The sequence below is a fragment of the Janthinobacterium agaricidamnosum genome, from assembly GCF_003667705.1.
Classification (GTDB): domain Bacteria; phylum Pseudomonadota; class Gammaproteobacteria; order Burkholderiales; family Burkholderiaceae_D; genus Janthinobacterium.
On the sequence record NZ_CP033019.1, the window covers coordinates 3,459,543 to 3,474,916 of the forward strand.

Sequence of the window (15,374 nt, forward strand, 5' to 3'; positions counted from 1 at the left end):
AAGCATGCGGCTTGCAGTGGCCATATTTTACTGAGCATCCACGCCAGGCCGCATGGCGCCATGTTTCGGCACTGTTACAAGGCCGGCCGGCGCACCGTCGGCCAGCAGTGCGGCCACGTCGGCCGCGGACGCCGGGCGGTGCAGGTAAAAGCCCTGCACCTGGGGGCAGCCCAGCCGCCGCAGCCGCGCCAGCTGCTCGCCGTTTTCCACGCCTTCGGCCAGCACCTGCAAGCCCAGGCCGCGCGCCAGCGCAATGGTCGAGGCGACGATCACAGTGTCACTATCTGCGCTGCCTGCGCTGCCCAGGTCGCGGATGAAGCAGCGGTCGATCTTGATGGTGTGAATCGGCAGCATCCTGACATGGCTGAGCCCCGAATGACCGGTGCCATAGTCATCGAGCGAAATGGCCAGGCCCAGCGCGCGCAGCCGGCGCAAGACCTGCGTCGCCTGCGCCATGTCGTCGATGCAGCAGCTTTCCGTCACTTCCAGCTCCAGCAGGCCAGGCACGATGGCGTGCCGCCGCAGGCAGCGCAGCACGAAGTCCGGCAAGTGCGGCTGGCACAGCTGGCGCGCCGAGACATTCACCGCGACAGGCACCAAGGGCAGGCCCGCCGCGCGCCACTGCGCCAGCTGGCGGCAGGCGGCATCGATACCCCAGTTGCCCAGCGCGACGATGGCGTCGGTCTGCTCGGCCAGGCCGATGAATGCATTCGGGTAGATCAGGCCGTGGCGCGGGTGGTCCCAGCGCAGCAGCGCTTCCAGGCCCACCAGGCGCAGTTGCGCCGTATCAAACTTGCCCTGGTAGTGAAAACAGAATTCGCCGTCGCCGATGGCGCTGTCCAGGCGCGCCTGCAGCTCCCGGCTGCGCGCCGACGCCATGCGCGTGCCGCCGCGCCCATTCAGCGCCCGCCACAGCATGGCGCAACCCGGCGCCAGCGCCGCCAGTCCCGCCAGCGCCACGTGACGCGGCTGCGCATCGTCCAGCCAGATGCCCAACGGCAGGCAGACGGCCAGCGCAGCGCACAGCAGCGACCGCGCGCGCGGGCCGTGCCAGAACCTTGCCAGGCGCGCCACTAGGCCAGCAGGCGCGGCAAGGCGTGCGCCGGCCCCTGCTGCAGGCGAAACACGCTGACCACCTGCAGCAGGTTCGCCGCCTCGCCTTCCAGCGATTGCGACGCGGCCGCAGCCTCCTCCACCAGGGCGGCGTTCTGCTGCGTCACCTCGTCCATCTGCACGACGGCCTGGCTGACCTGGCCGATGCCCGTGCTTTGCTCGGCGCTGGCAGCCGTGATGTCGGCCACCATCTGGCTCACGCGCCCCACGGCCGCCACCACTTCCTGCATGGTGGCGCCGGCCTGTGCGACCAGGGCCGCGCCCGCGTCGACCTGCTGGGTGGAATTGGCGATCAGGGCGCGGATATCGCGCGCCGCCGCGGCGCTGCGCTGCGCCAGGCTGCGCACTTCCGTTGCCACGACGGCAAAGCCGCGCCCCTGCTCGCCCGCGCGCGCCGCTTCCACGGCCGCGTTCAAGGCCAGGATATTCGTCTGGAAGGCCAGCATGTCGATCACGCCGATGATGTCGGCAATCTGCGCCGATGACGCGCTGATGGCGTCCATGGTGTGGATCACCTGGCCCACGGCTTGCCCGCCGGCGCCGGCGATGTTTGCCGCCTCGACGGCCAGGATGCTGGCATGGCGGGCATTGTCCGCGTTCTGCTGCACGGTGGAGCTGAGCTCCTCCATGGCCGACGCGGTCTGTTCGAGCGAACTGGCCTGCTCCTCGGTGCGCGACGACAGGTCGCTATTGCCGGCCGCGATCTGCGACGAGGCCGTGGCGATGGTGTCGGTGCCGCTGCGTACCCGCTGCACGATCTCGAGCAGGTTGCCGTTCATGATGCACAGCGCGTCGAGCAGCTTGCCCGTTTCATCGCCGCCGTGGCGGCCGAAGGTCGATGTCAGGTCGCCGGCGGCCACGGTCTGCGCGACGGTCAAGGCATGGCGCAACGGATGGACGATGCTGCGCGTGACCAGCCATGCCGTCACCAGCGAGAAACCGATGGCCAGGGCGCTCAGCGCCAGCATCATGGTGCGCGCCGACAGATATTCTGCGTGCACCTGGGCGCCCGCTTCTTCCATGCGGTCATGCTGGTGCGTGATGAGGCTTTCCAGCGCCGCCATGTAGCGCAGCTGGTCGTTGCGCACGGTACCGAGCAGCAGCTCCGCCGCCTCGTCGCGCGCATCGGCCTCGAGCAGGGCCAGCACCTTGTCGCGGCCCTCGTTGAAGGTGGCGCGCGCCTGCGTCACGGCCGCCATCAGCGCGCGTCCCTGCTCCGACAGCACGATGCGTTCGAGCTGCGCCAGGCGCTGCTCCGTGTCCGCGCCCGCCCTGGCGATGCTCGCGCGCTCCAGCGCCAGCTGCTGCGGCTCCGTCATCAGCAGCAGGTTGCGCGAGGAACGCGCGATGATGTTGACATTCTTGATGATGTCGTTGGCCAGCACGGTTTTCGGATATTTGTCATCGATCACGTCGCGCATGCGCAGCTCCAGGCTGGACAGGTGCAACATGCCCAGCGCGGCAGTCGCCAGCAGCAGCAAGGTCAACAACGCAAAAGAGCAGCGCAGGCGCGTGCCGATTTTCATATTTGCCATCATTATTCGCATCCTTCAATGTGGTGCATCATCGGTCACCGCGTCGGGCTCGCATGCAAGGCTGACGGCAATGGCTGCCGCCTGCCACGAATGGCTGGACGCAGCAGGCGGAGGGGTCAGCCGGGATGTGGCCGAGGCGGGAACAAGGGTGGTACGGCAGGCAGTGTGAGTTATCTCACAAGCAATGTCGCGTTAAGTTTTGAAAAGATTTGCTTAGATGACAAAACAGCTATTTTTATAACGCTGTTTTTTTAGTAAGTAGTAACCGCAGTGCGGGCTTGGGCGCACATGCAAAAACGGCCGCACAGGGCGGCCGTCCGGTCAGCGCATCCTGGCGCCGTCAATCCGTCAATCCGTCAGAACACTTCCCACTCGTCGTCGCGCGATGCGCTCTGGCGCTGGGACGGCACGGCGCGCAAGGCCGGGCGGCCTGCAGCGGGGCGTGATGCGGGAGGCGATGCCGGACCCGGTGCGGGACGCCTGGGCGCGGCGCTGGCCACCGCGGCGCGCGGCGTGGCAGGCTTCGCGGGCACGGCTGGCGCCTGTGCGCCATCGAGCTTGAAGACGCTGACCACCTGGGCCAGCTGGCCCGATTGCTCCTGCAGCGATTCGGCCGCGGCGGCCGCCTCTTCCACCAGGGCCGCGTTTTGCTGCGTCACCTGGTCCATCTGGCCGATGGCCTGGTTGATCTGGTCGATGCCCGAGCTTTGCTCCTGCGTCGCCAGGCTGATCTCCGCCATGATGTCCGTCACGCGCTGCACGCTGGAGACGATTTCGGCCATCGTGCTGCCCGCCTCGGCCACCAGCTTGCTGCCCGTGTCGACGGCCACGACGGAGTCGCCGATCAGGGTCTTGATTTCCTTGGCGGCCGCCGCCGAGCGTTGCGCCAGATTGCGCACCTCGGTCGCCACCACGGCAAAGCCGCGTCCCTGCTCGCCCGCGCGCGCCGCTTCCACGGCCGCATTCAGGGCCAGGATATTCGTCTGGAAGGCGATGCCGTCGATGACGGAAATGATGTCGACGATCTTGCGCGACGAGTCGTTGATGGCGTCCATGGTTTCGACCACCTTGCCCACCACGGCGCCGCCCTTCACTGCCACGCCCGAGGCGGAGAGCGCCAGCTGATTCGCTTGCTGGGCGTTGTCGGCGTTCTGCCGCACGGTCGACGTCAGCTCTTCCATCGACGATGCCGTCTCTTCCAGCGAACTGGCCTGTTCTTCCGTGCGCGAGGACAGGTCCAGGTTGCCGCTGGCAATTTCCGACGACGCCGTGGCAATCGTCTCCGTGCCGCTGCGCACCTGGCCGACGATGTTCACGAGGCTGGTGTTCATGTCTTTCAGCGCCTGCAGCAGCTGGCCCGTTTCTTCCGTCGTGTGCACTTCGATGTGGCTGGTCAGGTCGCCCGAGGCCACCGTTTGCGCCACTTTCACGGCCGAATTGATCGGCTGCGTGATGGCCCGCGTGATGTAGGCGGCGCAGCCGATGCCCAGCGCGGAAGCCAGCAAGCCGAGGATGACCATCAGGCTTTCCGAGCGGATCACGGCGGCGCTGCCTTCCTTGACGCTGGCATCGGCCACGCCGTTATTGAGCTTGATGATCTCGTTGAGCGTGGCTTCGGCCTTGCTGAACAGGCTGCGCGAATCCTGGTACTGCTTGTAAAACGCCACGAACAGCTCTTTCTGCCGCGGCTCGTCGCGGTTGTCGGCCAGCTGGCGCAGGATGGCGCGCACCTTGTCGTCATCGCCCTTCCAAGCCGCCCATTCGTCCAGGAAGCGCTTCCACAGCACGGCTTCCTCGGGGGTTTGCGGCAGCGGCTCGTACAGCTTGCGGCCTGCCTCGATATTGCTCCAGGCCTTGGTGCGCAGCTGCAGCGCTTCCGCGAACTTGTCCTGTGCCTGGTAATTGTTTTCATAGATGGCGGCCGTCAGGGTGGCGGCGGCGACGGCCGTCTGGCCCTCGTTCATCATCATCAGGCCCTGGATCGACGGCAGGCGCACCACGCCGATCTCATTGACGGCGGTCCCCACGGTGGCGATGCCCGTGTAGCCGCTGATGCCCACCACCAGCAAGGCCACCATCATCACGGCAACGAGCGTCGCCAGCTTCCATTTGATCAGTAAATTCTTAAACATGGCTAGGTCCTTTATAAAGTCACGACGACTGCTGGCGAAGTTGGGGCTGGCATGTTCGAGTAAAACAGCTGACACTTGTATAAAGGTGGCGGGGATAGGGCGTACGCTTCGTTACAATTGGCGAGATTTCATAAGTGAAAGCATAGTGGAAAATACGCTCGCTGGCTGCTACATACTTGATACAAAACAAGATTTCTTTCTTTACTGTGGCGCATATTGCACAGGGGACAGAAAAAACGGCCTGGCGCCCCGCTTTGGTGCAAAAAATCCAGATACGCCACTATTGGCTACGCAGTTGATAGTCGTATAAGATGAGCAACAAGCAAACAACAGGCAGACCATGGCTTATCCTATCGAACACAAACTGGTGATCGGGGTCGCTTCCAGCGCCCTGTTCGACCTGGCAGAATCGCACCAGGTCTACCTCGACAGCGGCCCCGAGGAATACCGCAAGTACCAGGAAGCGCATATCGACACGGTCCTGCCGCGCGGCGTGGCCTTCCCCTTCATTCGCCGCTTCCTGAACATCAACAAGCACTACCCGCGCCAGTCGCCCGTCGAAGTGGTGCTGTTTTCGCGCAATTCGCCGGAAACGGGCTTGCGCGTCATGCATTCCATCGCCCACTACGGCCTCGATATCTCGCGCGCCGCCTTCATGACGGGCAAGTCGCCCTACCCTTACCTGCCCGCCTTCAACGCCTCGCTCTTTCTCAGCGCGAACGAAGACGACGTGCGCAGCGCGCTGGCGTGCGACTATCCGGCCGGCCTGGTGCTGCCATCGCGCACGGAAGACGACGAAAACGACGAGGAACTGCGCGTGGCCTTCGATTTCGACGGTGTGATCGCCGACGACGAGGCGGAAACCGTGTTCAAGCGCAACAATGACGTCGATGAATTCCACGCCCATGAAACCCTGAACGTGGGCACGCCGCACCGCCCCGGCCCGCTGGCCGACCTGTTCCAGAAGCTGGCCACCATGCAGCGCCTGGAAGAAAAGGCGCAGCGGCGCGACCCCGGCTACAAAAAGATCCTGCGCATCGCCATCATCACGGCGCGCAACGCGCCCTCGCACGAGCGCGTCGTGACGACCCTGAAAAGCTGGGGCGTGGCGGCCGACGAGACGTTTTTCCTCGGCGGCATGGACAAATCGCGCGTGTTGTCCGTGTTCAAGCCGCATATCTTCTTCGACGACCAGTTGAGCCACCTGAAATCGGCGGGCGGCACGATACCCATGGTGCATGTCCCATTCGGCATTGCGAATGTCCGCGCAGGATAAAACCTGCTGCGCGTCGCGCCTTGCGGCCTGCGATGCTCACCGTACTAGCGTACGGCTGCGCTTCTTGACCACAAATCGCTGCCGCTCGCGACGGTTTTCTCAAGCGCGGAGGTGCGGGCGATGGTCTATAATCTCGCCTGTCAGCGCCGTCACTGGCGGCGCGGCGCGCATCACAGCTGTTCCACTCAACTGCCTCTGCCACTAGTGTCATCGCCTGCATGTCCTTAGACTTAACGAAAGCCCTCCCCAAGCCCGGCAACCGCTATGCGCTGCCCGCCCTGTATGGTTCATCCGACGCCTATGCCCTGGCGCTGGCCGCACTGGAATTGAAAGCGCGGGGCCAGATGCTGGCCGTTGTGGTGGCGCAGGCCAGCGACGGCCAGCGCCTGCTCGATGAAATCCCGTGGTTTGGCGGCAAGGAACTGCGCTGCCATCTGCTGCCGGACTGGGAAACCCTGCCCTACGACGCCTTTTCGCCGCACCAGGATCTGGTCTCCGAGCGCCTGGCCACGCTGCACGAAATCCAGACGCGCCAGTGCGACGTGCTGATCGTGCCGGCCACCACGGCGCTGGTGCGCCTGGCGCCGCCGTCCTTCCTGGCCGCCTACACCTTCTTCTTCAAGAAGGGTGAAACCCTGGACGAGGCGCGCCTGAAGTCGCAGCTGACCCTGGCCGGCTACAGCCATGTGTCGCAAGTGATGTCGCCGGGCGAATACTCGGTGCGCGGCGGCCTGCTCGACCTGTTCCCCATGGGGTCCGCCCTGCCCTACCGGCTCGACCTGTTCGGCGACACCATCGAAACCATCCGCACCTTCGACGCCGACACCCAGCGCTCGCTCTACCCCGTGCATGAAGTGCGGCTGCTGCCGGGCCGCGAATTTCCCATGGACGAAGCGGCGCGCACCACCTTCCGCAACCGCTGGCGCGAGCAATTCGAAGGCGACCCGTCGCGCTCCGTCGTCTACAAGGACATCAGCAGCGGCATCGCCTCGGCCGGTATCGAATACTATCTGCCCCTGTTCTTCGAGCAGACGGCGACCCTGTTCGACTACCTGCCGCCCGACGCCTCGCTGGCCCTGGTGGGCGAGATCGACGCCGCCATCGGCCGCTTTTGGACCGACACGCAGTCGCGCTACCGCTTCCTGAAGGCGGACCGCGAGCGGCCGATCCTGCCGCCCGAATCGCTGTTCCTGTCCGACGAGCAGTTCTTTGGCCTGGCCAAGCCCTACCCGCGCCTGGCAATCGCCAAATCGAACGATGCGCTGGCGTCCGAACTGTCGGCGCCGATTCCCAACATCGCCGTCAACCGCCGCGCCGACGACCCGCTGGCCAACCTGCGCAGCTATCTGCTGCAAGCGGGCCGCCGCGTGATGATCTGCGCCGAATCGAACGGCCGCCGCGAAACCCTGCAGCAGTACTTCAGCGAATACGACCTGCACCTGACACCGGTGGAAGGCAGCGACGGTTTTCTGCAGTCCGACGCCAAGCTGATGCTGGGCGTGGCGCCGCTGCACGCGGGTTTCGAGCTGTTTACGCCGGAAGGAAATCTATCCTTCATCACCGAGACGGAGCTGTATGCCGGTTCCGGCCGCCGGGTCGGCAGCAAGAAACAGGAAGGCGTGACGCAGGTCGAGTCGATGGTGCGCGACCTGTCCGAGCTGAAAATCGGCGACCCCGTCGTGCACATCAACCACGGCATCGGGCGCTACATGGGCCTGACCAGCATGGACCTGGGCGAAGGCGAGACGGAATTTTTGCACCTCGAGTATGCGAAGGACACGAAACTGTATGTGCCCGTGTCGCAGCTGCATGTGATCTCGCGCTATTCGGGCGCCTCGCCGGAAGACGCGCCGCTGCATTCGCTCGGCTCGGGCCAGTGGGAAAAGGCGAAAAAGCGCGCCGCCGAACAGGTGCGCGACACGGCCGCCGAACTGCTCAACCTGTACGCGCGCCGCGCGCTGCGCCAGGGCCACTCGTTCGAATTCTCGTCGCACGACTACCAGCGCTTCGCCGACAGCTTCGGCTTCGACGAGACGCCGGACCAGGCCGAGGCGATCCACAACGTCATCAAGGACATGACGTCCGGTAAACCGATGGACCGCCTCGTGTGCGGCGACGTCGGCTTCGGCAAGACGGAAGTGGCGCTGCGCGCCGCCTTCATCGCCGTCATGGGCGGCAAGCAGGTGGCGATACTGGCGCCCACCACCCTGCTGGCCGAACAACACGCACAAACCTTCGCCGACCGTTTCGCCGACTGGCCCGTGCGCATCGCCGAGCTGTCGCGCTTCCGCACCGGCAAGGAGATCACGCAGGCGTTCAAGGGCATGGCCGACGGCACCATCGACATCGTCATCGGCACACATAAACTGCTGTCGGACGACGTGAAATTCACGCGCCTGGGCCTCGTCATCATCGACGAGGAACACCGGTTCGGCGTGCGCCAGAAGGAGGCATTAAAGGCCTTGCGCGCGGAAGTGGACGTGCTGACCCTGACGGCCACGCCGATCCCGCGCACCCTGGGCATGGCGCTGGAAGGCTTGCGCGACTTTTCCATCATCGCCACGGCGCCGCAAAAGCGCCTGGCCATCAAGACTTTTGTCCGCAGCGAGGGCGAAGCCATCATCCGCGAAGCGTGCTTGCGCGAACTCAAACGCGGCGGCCAGATCTACTTCCTGCACAACGAGGTGGAAACCATCCAGAACCGCCTGGCCATGCTGACGGAACTGCTGCCCGAGGCGCGCATCGCCGTGGCGCACGGCCAGATGCACGAGCGCGACCTGGAAAAGGTCATGCGCGACTTCGTCGCCCAGCGCTTCAATATTTTGCTGTGCACGACGATCATCGAGACGGGTATCGACGTGCCGACGGCGAACACCATCATCATGCACCGCGCCGACAAGTTCGGCCTGGCGCAGCTGCACCAGCTGCGCGGCCGCGTGGGCCGCTCGCATCACCAGGCCTACGCCTACCTGCTGGTGCACGACGTGCAGGGTCTGACGAAACTGGCGCAGCGCCGCCTGGACGCCATTCAGCAGATGGAAGAGCTGGGCAGCGGCTTTTACCTGGCCATGCACGACCTGGAAATCCGCGGCGCCGGCGAGGTGCTGGGCGAGAGCCAGTCGGGCGAGATGACGGAAATCGGCTTCCAGCTGTATTCGGACATGCTCAACGAAGCCGTGCGCTCGCTGAAGGCCGGCAAGGAGCCGGACCTGGCCGCGCCGCTGGCCTCGACCACCGAGATCAACCTGCACGTGCCGGCCCTGCTGCCGGCGGACTTCTGCGGCGACGTGCACGAGCGCCTGTCGATCTACAAGCGCCTGGCCAACTGCGCCACGCAAGAGAAAATCGACGATATCCAGGAAGAGCTGATCGACCGCTTCGGCAAGCTGCCCGACGCCGTCAAAGCCCTGGTCGAGACGCACCGATTGCGCATCGCGGCGAAAACCGTGGGCATCGTCAAGATCGACGTGCATGGCGAGGCGGCGACCCTGCAATTCATGGCCAAGCCGCCCATCGACCCGATGCGCATCATCGGCCTGATCCAGAAGAACCGCCATATCAAGCTGCATGGCCAGGACAAGCTGAAAATCACGGCAGCCATGCCGGACCTGGCCGCGCGCGTGACGCAGATCAAGACCACCATCAAGCAATTGACGGTGTAGACCATTTCGACCATTTATGCAGGCCTGACCCATGACCAATACCACAACCATCACCATGAACCTGATCCTGCAGGGTCTCGACGGCGATAGCGCGCGCCTCGAACGCATCGCCGCGCTGGCCGCACCCACGTCCGTCACGCGCCTCGGTCCGAATGCCGTGCGCTGCGAGCAGATCGCCTATTCGCCAGCCCTGCGCCCCACCATCGAAGTGGCGGCCCAGGCGGCGCAGCTGGACGCGACCTACATGATGGGCCAGCGCGAACTTGCCGAATTCAAGCTGGTGGCGATGGACATGGATTCGACGCTGATCACCATCGAGTGCATCGATGAAATCGCCGACATGCAAGGCCTCAAACCGCAAGTGGCGGCCATCACGGAAGCGGCCATGCGCGGCGAACTCGATTTCGCGGCCAGCCTGAAGCAGCGCGTGGCCCTGCTCGAAGGCCTCGATGCCTCGGCCCTGCAGCGCGTCTACGACGAGCGCCTGAAACTGTCGCTGGGCGCCGAGAAGATGCTGGCGGCCGTGCAGGCGGCCGGCCTGAAAACCCTGCTGGTATCGGGCGGTTTTACCTTCTTCACCGAGCGCCTGAAAGAGCGCCTCGGCCTCGACTACACGCACGCGAACGAACTGCAAATCGTTGACGGCAAGCTGACGGGCAAAGTCTTAGGGGGCATCGTCGACGCCGAGGAAAAACAGCGTACGGTGGAACGCGTGTGCGCGGAGATGGGCATTTCCCCATCGCAGGCCATCGTCATGGGCGACGGCGCCAACGACTTGAAAATGATGGGCATCGCCGGCCTGTCCGTGGCCTTCCGCGCCAAGCCCGTGGTGCGCTCGCAGGCCGACGTGGCGCTGAACTTTGTGGGACTCGATGGCTTGCTCAACGTCTTGAGCTGAGCCGGGGCCAAGTTCGCGGCGCCGGACGGTGCGCGCACGGTTGCATAAGTTTGCTATATTGCAAACTTATATTCACCCCGCCCGCCCACCGTGAAAGAACACCGCATGCCGCCATCGCTGCCAGAAGAAATACAACTCCACCTGGATGTGTTCGTCGCCGCCGCGCAAACGGCCTTCGGCGCCGACCTTGCCGCCGCCGTGCTGTTTGGCTCGGCCGCCGACGGCCAGTTGCGCGCCACGTCCGACGTCAACCTGCTGTTGCTGCTCAAGCGCTTTACGCCGCAGGCGGCCGATGCGCTGCGCGGCCCCTTGCGCCTGGCGCACGCCGCCATCGACTTGCAGGTGATGTTCCTGCTCGAGAGCGAATTGACGCAGGCCGCCGACGCCTTCGCCGTCAAGTTCGCCGACATCATCGCGCGCCACCGCGTCCTGCTGGGCAATGATCCTTTCGCCAGCCTGCACACGAGCCGCGATGCCGTGCTGCGCCGGCTGCGGCAAGTGCTGCTGAACCAGCAGGTGCGCATGCGCGAACGCTATATGCTATTGAGCCTGAATGAAGAACAGCTGGCCGGCGCCATCGCCGACGCCGCCGGTCCCTTGCGCTCGGCCGCCGCCTCGCTGGCGCAGCTGGAGGGCAAGTCTGCGCTGTCCGGCAAGCAGGCGCTCGAAGCGTTTGTCGACCAGCTGGGCGAACCGTCGCTGCACGCAGCCTTGCAAGCGATGTCGGCGGCGCGCGAAACGGCGCGCCTGGCGCCGGGGCAAGCCCTGCCCGCCTTCACCAGCCTGATGACGATGACCGAACGCCTGCGCGAGCACGCGGAGCAGATGCGGTGAACGGTCTCAATCCCTTTGACTGGAGCGGACCGTGGTTCCTGCTGGCCTATCTGATCTTCGGCGCGCTTGTGTACTACGGCGTGCGCGAGCTGCTGATCCGCCAGGAATTGCGCAATCCGCATGCCCAGCTGACACTCGCCGACGATCCCTACCGCATCGCCTTCTTGCGCGGCGGCGCCCTCGAAGCCGTGAAGATCGCCGCCATCGTGCTGGTCGACCGCGGCTTGCTGCGCGCCGATGGCCCGCTGCTGGAAACGGCCAGCGCCGACAGCCTGCGCTTCGCCAGCCACGACATCGAACGCGACGTGCTGCGGCTGTACCTGGGCCGCCAGGGCCATAGCAAGGAACTGGCCGTGCAGGCCGGGATGCTGCCATCGTGCCGCGCCTACCAGGAGACCTTGACGCAGCAGGAATTGCTGGTCGGCCCGCCGCTGCTGCGCCGGCGCGAACGCATCACCTGGGCCGCGCACTGGCTGCTGGTGACGGTGGCCGGCGTCAAGGCCGTCATCGCCATCAGCCGCCAGCACTACAACCTGCTGTTCCTGGCAGTCCTGCTGGCGATTTTTCTCCTCATGCTGCGCGGCCTGCGCACCCAGGCGACCAGCTGGAGCGCGCAGCGGCTGCTGACCGACTTGCGCATGCTGTTTGGCCGCCTGAACATGCGCTCGGCGCGCCTGCAGGCAGGCAGCAGCAGCGCGGACATGGCACTGCTGGCCGCCATCTTCGGCATCGGCGCCCTGCCCTTGTCCGTGTACGGATATGTCGCCGAGCTGTACCCGGCGCCCCGGCACAGTTCGGGCGGCGACTCGTCGTCCGGCGGCACGGGCGACTCGGGCGGCTCTTCATCGGGCGGCGACGGCGGCGGTGATGGCGGCGGCAGCGGCTGCGGCGGGTGCGGCGGTGGCGGCGGCTGTGGCAGTTAGCCAGGCAAGCGCGCGCGACCGCGTCGGCCTGGGCTGGCGCGGCGAACTGGCCGCCGGCATCCTGTCCCACCTGGCGCGGATCGACGTGCTGGAAGTGATCGCCGACGATTACTACCATGCCCCGCGCGCCGGCATCGCCGCCCTGCGCCGCCTGGCGCGCCAGGTGCCCGTCAGCCTGCACGGCGTGGGCATGGGGCTGGCCTCGACGATACCCGCCGACCCGCGCCGGCTGCAGGCGATGGCGCGCCTGATGAAGGCGGTGCGGGCGGAATCGTGGTCCGAACACCTGAGCTTTGTGCGCGCCGGCGGCATCGAAATCGGCCACCTGGCGGCGCCGCCGCGCACGCCGCTCAGCGCCGCCGGCGCCGTCGCCAATATCGCGCTGGCCACGCGCATCGTCGGCAGCGCGCCGCTGATGGAAAACATCGCCACCCTCGTCGCCCCGCCGGCCAGCACCATGGACGAAGCCGAGTGGCTGGCGCGGATTATCCATGGCGCGCAAGTGCCGCTGCTGCTCGACCTGCATAATCTGTATGCGAACGCCGTCAATATTGGAGAGCGGCCGGAACAACTGCTGCTGCGCCTGCCGCTGGACAGGGTCGGCGCCGTGCACCTGAGCGGCGGCCACTGGATCGCTGCGCCGGGCGGCGGCCAGCGCCTGCTGGACGACCACCTGCACGACGTGCCGCCCGAAGTCTTCGCTTTATTGACCCTGCTGGCGCGCCATGCACCGCAACCGTTGACGGTGATCGTCGAACGCGACGGCAATTACCCGTCGTTCGGGCATGTGCTGGGCCAGCTGGAGCTGGCGCGCGCGGCCTTGCGCGCGGGGCGTGGCGCATGAGCTCTCCCGCACTGGAAACCTATCTGGCCAGGCTGTACACGGACGACGCCGTGCGCGAAGCCTTCCTGCTCGCGCCCCGCGCGCAAGCCTTGCTGCACGGCTTGTCGCCGCAGGAAGCGGACGCGATGGCGGCGATGGACCGCGTCGGCCTGCAGATGGCGGCGGCCAGCTATCGCGCCAAGCGGGCCGGGCACGGTAGCAGGGCCACGCCGGCGCAACCCTGGTGGCGCCGGCTGCTGGCCGCCTGGACCTGACCGCCTACATCTGCCACAGCCGCAGCGGCAGCAAGCCCCACCAGGCCAGCACCAGCAGCAGTTGCAAGGCCGCCAGCAAGGCCACCCAATCCCATTTCGCCCACGAGCCCGCCTCGGCCGCCGTACCGCGGCTGCGCCAGCAGCGGGCCAGGCCGAACGCCGTGGCCAGCGGCAGCGCGCCCGTCGCCAATGTCAGCAGCACGCTGGCCACGGTGACGTCGCCCAGGCGCAGATAGGACTGGAAATAGAAAAACGGCAGCGGCAAGAGCAGCGCCAGCAGCGACAACAGGGGCGCGAACAGATGGTCGCCCCGTCCCAGGCTGCGCAGCGCGGCGCGCCAGACGCCCACCACCAGCACGTACAGCAAGCCGGCGGCACCCAGGGCCAGGCTGCCCCACAGCACCAGCATGCGCAGCATCGACGCGCGCTCGTAGCTGCGCAAGCCGTCGCTGAGCACATGCTTGCCATCTTCCTGCATCAGCACATGCGACGCGGTGCTGCGGTCGCTGGCGCGGAACAGCAAGCCGCCCACCGGTTCCAGCTCCTTCGGCTCCCCCTGGAACGGGATCAGGAACAGCGATTCGCCATCCCATTTGAGGCGCGTAAAGCCGAAGACGGCATCGACCCAGGCCATGCTGGCCATGGCGCTGGGCGACGGCACGTAGACGCCCTGCCAGTTTTCCACCGTGGGCGCGGGCGTGCCCTGCGGGGCCGGCGCGCGCAGGGGCAGTTCCAGGTCGCGCAGCAGCAGGCGGTTGAAGCGTTCATAGTCGGCCCGCTCCGCATCCGTGTTGAAGGCCACGAAGAAGGCGCTGTCCTGCTCCGGATAGATGCACAGCATGGCGCGGAAACCCACGGCCGTGCCAGGGTGGCAGGCGCCCACGACATTGTGGCGGTCGCGCACGGCCAGCGCCAGACCGTGGCCCGTCGCCAGGCCCGCCTGCGCCGCATCCGTGCCGGCCGGTTCGGACAAGGCGCCCATCAGGGCCAGGTCGATGAACTGCGTACCCTGCAGCTTGCCGTCGCCCATCAGGAACTGCGCCAGCTTGCCCATGTCGGCCGCCGTGGTGGTAAATTGCGCGGCAGGACGCAGGTACTGGGGCACGGCCGGCTGCGCCACGCCATGCTCGAAATAACCCATGGCCAGGCGCGGGTCTGCCTGCGGGCCTGCCTGGCTGACAAAAGCAAACGTGCTGTCCGCCAGGCCCAGCGGCTGCAGCAGCTGCGCATCGAGGTAGCGTTCATACGGCTGGCCCGTGACTCGCTCGATCACCATGCCCAGCAAGCCATAGCCCATGTTCGAGTAGGCGTAGCGGCTGCCGGGCCGCGTGCGCACGCGCAGCAGATTGCCGCCGCCGTCAAAAGCGGCGGCCAACGGCGTGTCCGGCGCCGGTTGCAGGCTGAAGGCCTGCCAGAAGCGCACATTATCGAGGCCGGACGTATGCGCCAGCAGGTGGCGGATGCGCACGGGATCGCTGGCCAGCCACGGGTTTCTCAGCGCCAGTTCGGGCAGCACTTGCTGCAGGGGCGTGTCGAGCGCGAGCTTGTCTTCGCTGATCAGGCGCAAGACGCCCAGCGCCAGCGCCACCTTGCCCACGGAGCCCACCTGCATGCGCGTATCGGCCTGCATCGGTACTTGCCTGGCGGCGTCGCGCAAGCCGGATGCGCCGACCTTGACTGTGCCGTCGGGCAAGACTTCGCTCCAGACGGCGCCCGCCAGTCCCTCTTCCTTCAAGCCGGCGGCAAATTCCGCCTCCAGGGTGGGGCCGGCGGCATGGGCGACAGTGGCGCACAGCAGCAAGGCCGGCACGGCGCGCCGCAGCCAGGACCCGGCGCGCGCGGCCAGGGTGGAATATTGATTTCGCTTCAACAATGTATTCTGCCTTTTTCCATGGACTGCGCT

Annotated in this window: 11 protein-coding genes; 7 read left to right on the forward strand and 4 right to left on the reverse strand. The window is 66.2% G+C overall.

Annotated elements, in window-relative coordinates; genetic code table 11:
* Positions 1-27 precede the first annotated feature (27 nt).
* From D9M09_RS15610 to D9M09_RS15620, 3 genes are all read right to left on the reverse strand, one after another.
* Positions 28-1,074, reverse strand: coding sequence for a putative bifunctional diguanylate cyclase/phosphodiesterase (locus tag D9M09_RS15610; RefSeq protein ID WP_070219917.1), 1,047 nt, complete (start codon positions 1,072-1,074; stop codon positions 28-30).
* Positions 1,074-2,651, reverse strand: a complete 1,578-nt coding sequence (locus D9M09_RS29970; protein WP_276208637.1) for a methyl-accepting chemotaxis protein — start codon at positions 2,649-2,651, stop codon at positions 1,074-1,076. Before D9M09_RS29970 ends, D9M09_RS15610 begins: the two co-directional genes overlap by 1 nt.
* A 353-nt stretch (positions 2,652-3,004) precedes the next feature.
* A complete protein-coding gene (locus D9M09_RS15620) occupies positions 3,005-4,780 on the reverse strand; it encodes a methyl-accepting chemotaxis protein (protein ID WP_121669818.1) in 1,776 nt (591 codons plus the stop codon).
* Between the two features lie 340 nt (positions 4,781-5,120).
* Here D9M09_RS15620 and D9M09_RS15625 point away from each other — a divergent pair, with 340 nt between their 5' ends.
* The 7 genes from D9M09_RS15625 (at position 5,121) to D9M09_RS15655 (ending at position 13,471) form a co-directional block, all read left to right on the forward strand.
* Entirely contained in the window at positions 5,121-6,056 is a 936-nt protein-coding gene (locus D9M09_RS15625) for a 5'-nucleotidase (RefSeq protein ID WP_121669819.1), read from the forward strand.
* A gap of 218 nt (positions 6,057-6,274) precedes the next feature.
* The gene (gene mfd / locus D9M09_RS15630; protein ID WP_121669820.1) at positions 6,275-9,718 is read left to right on the forward strand and encodes a transcription-repair coupling factor; all 3,444 of its coding nucleotides are present in this window, start codon (positions 6,275-6,277) and stop codon (positions 9,716-9,718) included.
* A 55-nt stretch (positions 9,719-9,773) separates the two neighbouring features.
* A complete protein-coding gene (serB, locus tag D9M09_RS15635; protein ID WP_121671110.1) occupies positions 9,774-10,616 on the forward strand; it encodes a phosphoserine phosphatase SerB in 843 nt (280 codons plus the stop codon).
* A 105-nt stretch (positions 10,617-10,721) separates the two neighbouring features.
* A complete protein-coding gene (locus D9M09_RS15640; RefSeq protein WP_121669821.1) occupies positions 10,722-11,450 on the forward strand; it encodes a nucleotidyltransferase domain-containing protein in 729 nt (242 codons plus the stop codon).
* Positions 11,447-12,373 (forward strand): TIGR04222 domain-containing membrane protein, encoded by a 927-nt coding sequence (locus tag D9M09_RS15645; protein ID WP_121669822.1) that lies wholly within the window; start codon positions 11,447-11,449, stop codon positions 12,371-12,373. The genes D9M09_RS15640 and D9M09_RS15645 overlap by 4 nt, the downstream gene beginning before the upstream one ends.
* The gene (locus D9M09_RS15650) at positions 12,363-13,217 is read left to right on the forward strand and encodes a DUF692 domain-containing protein (RefSeq protein WP_162995714.1); all 855 of its coding nucleotides are present in this window, start codon (positions 12,363-12,365) and stop codon (positions 13,215-13,217) included. Before D9M09_RS15645 ends, D9M09_RS15650 begins: the two co-directional genes overlap by 11 nt.
* Positions 13,214-13,471 carry a hypothetical protein gene (locus D9M09_RS15655; RefSeq protein WP_121669824.1) on the forward strand — a complete coding sequence of 86 codons (258 nt, stop codon included), beginning with the start codon at positions 13,214-13,216 and terminating at the stop codon, positions 13,469-13,471. The genes D9M09_RS15650 and D9M09_RS15655 overlap by 4 nt, the downstream gene beginning before the upstream one ends.
* A gap of 4 nt (positions 13,472-13,475) precedes the next feature.
* Here D9M09_RS15655 and D9M09_RS15660 read toward each other — a convergent pair whose 3' ends face one another.
* Complete coding sequence (locus D9M09_RS15660; RefSeq protein ID WP_162995715.1) at positions 13,476-15,341, reverse strand: serine hydrolase domain-containing protein; 1,866 nt, start codon at positions 15,339-15,341, stop codon at positions 13,476-13,478.
* Positions 15,342-15,374 lie beyond the last annotated feature (33 nt).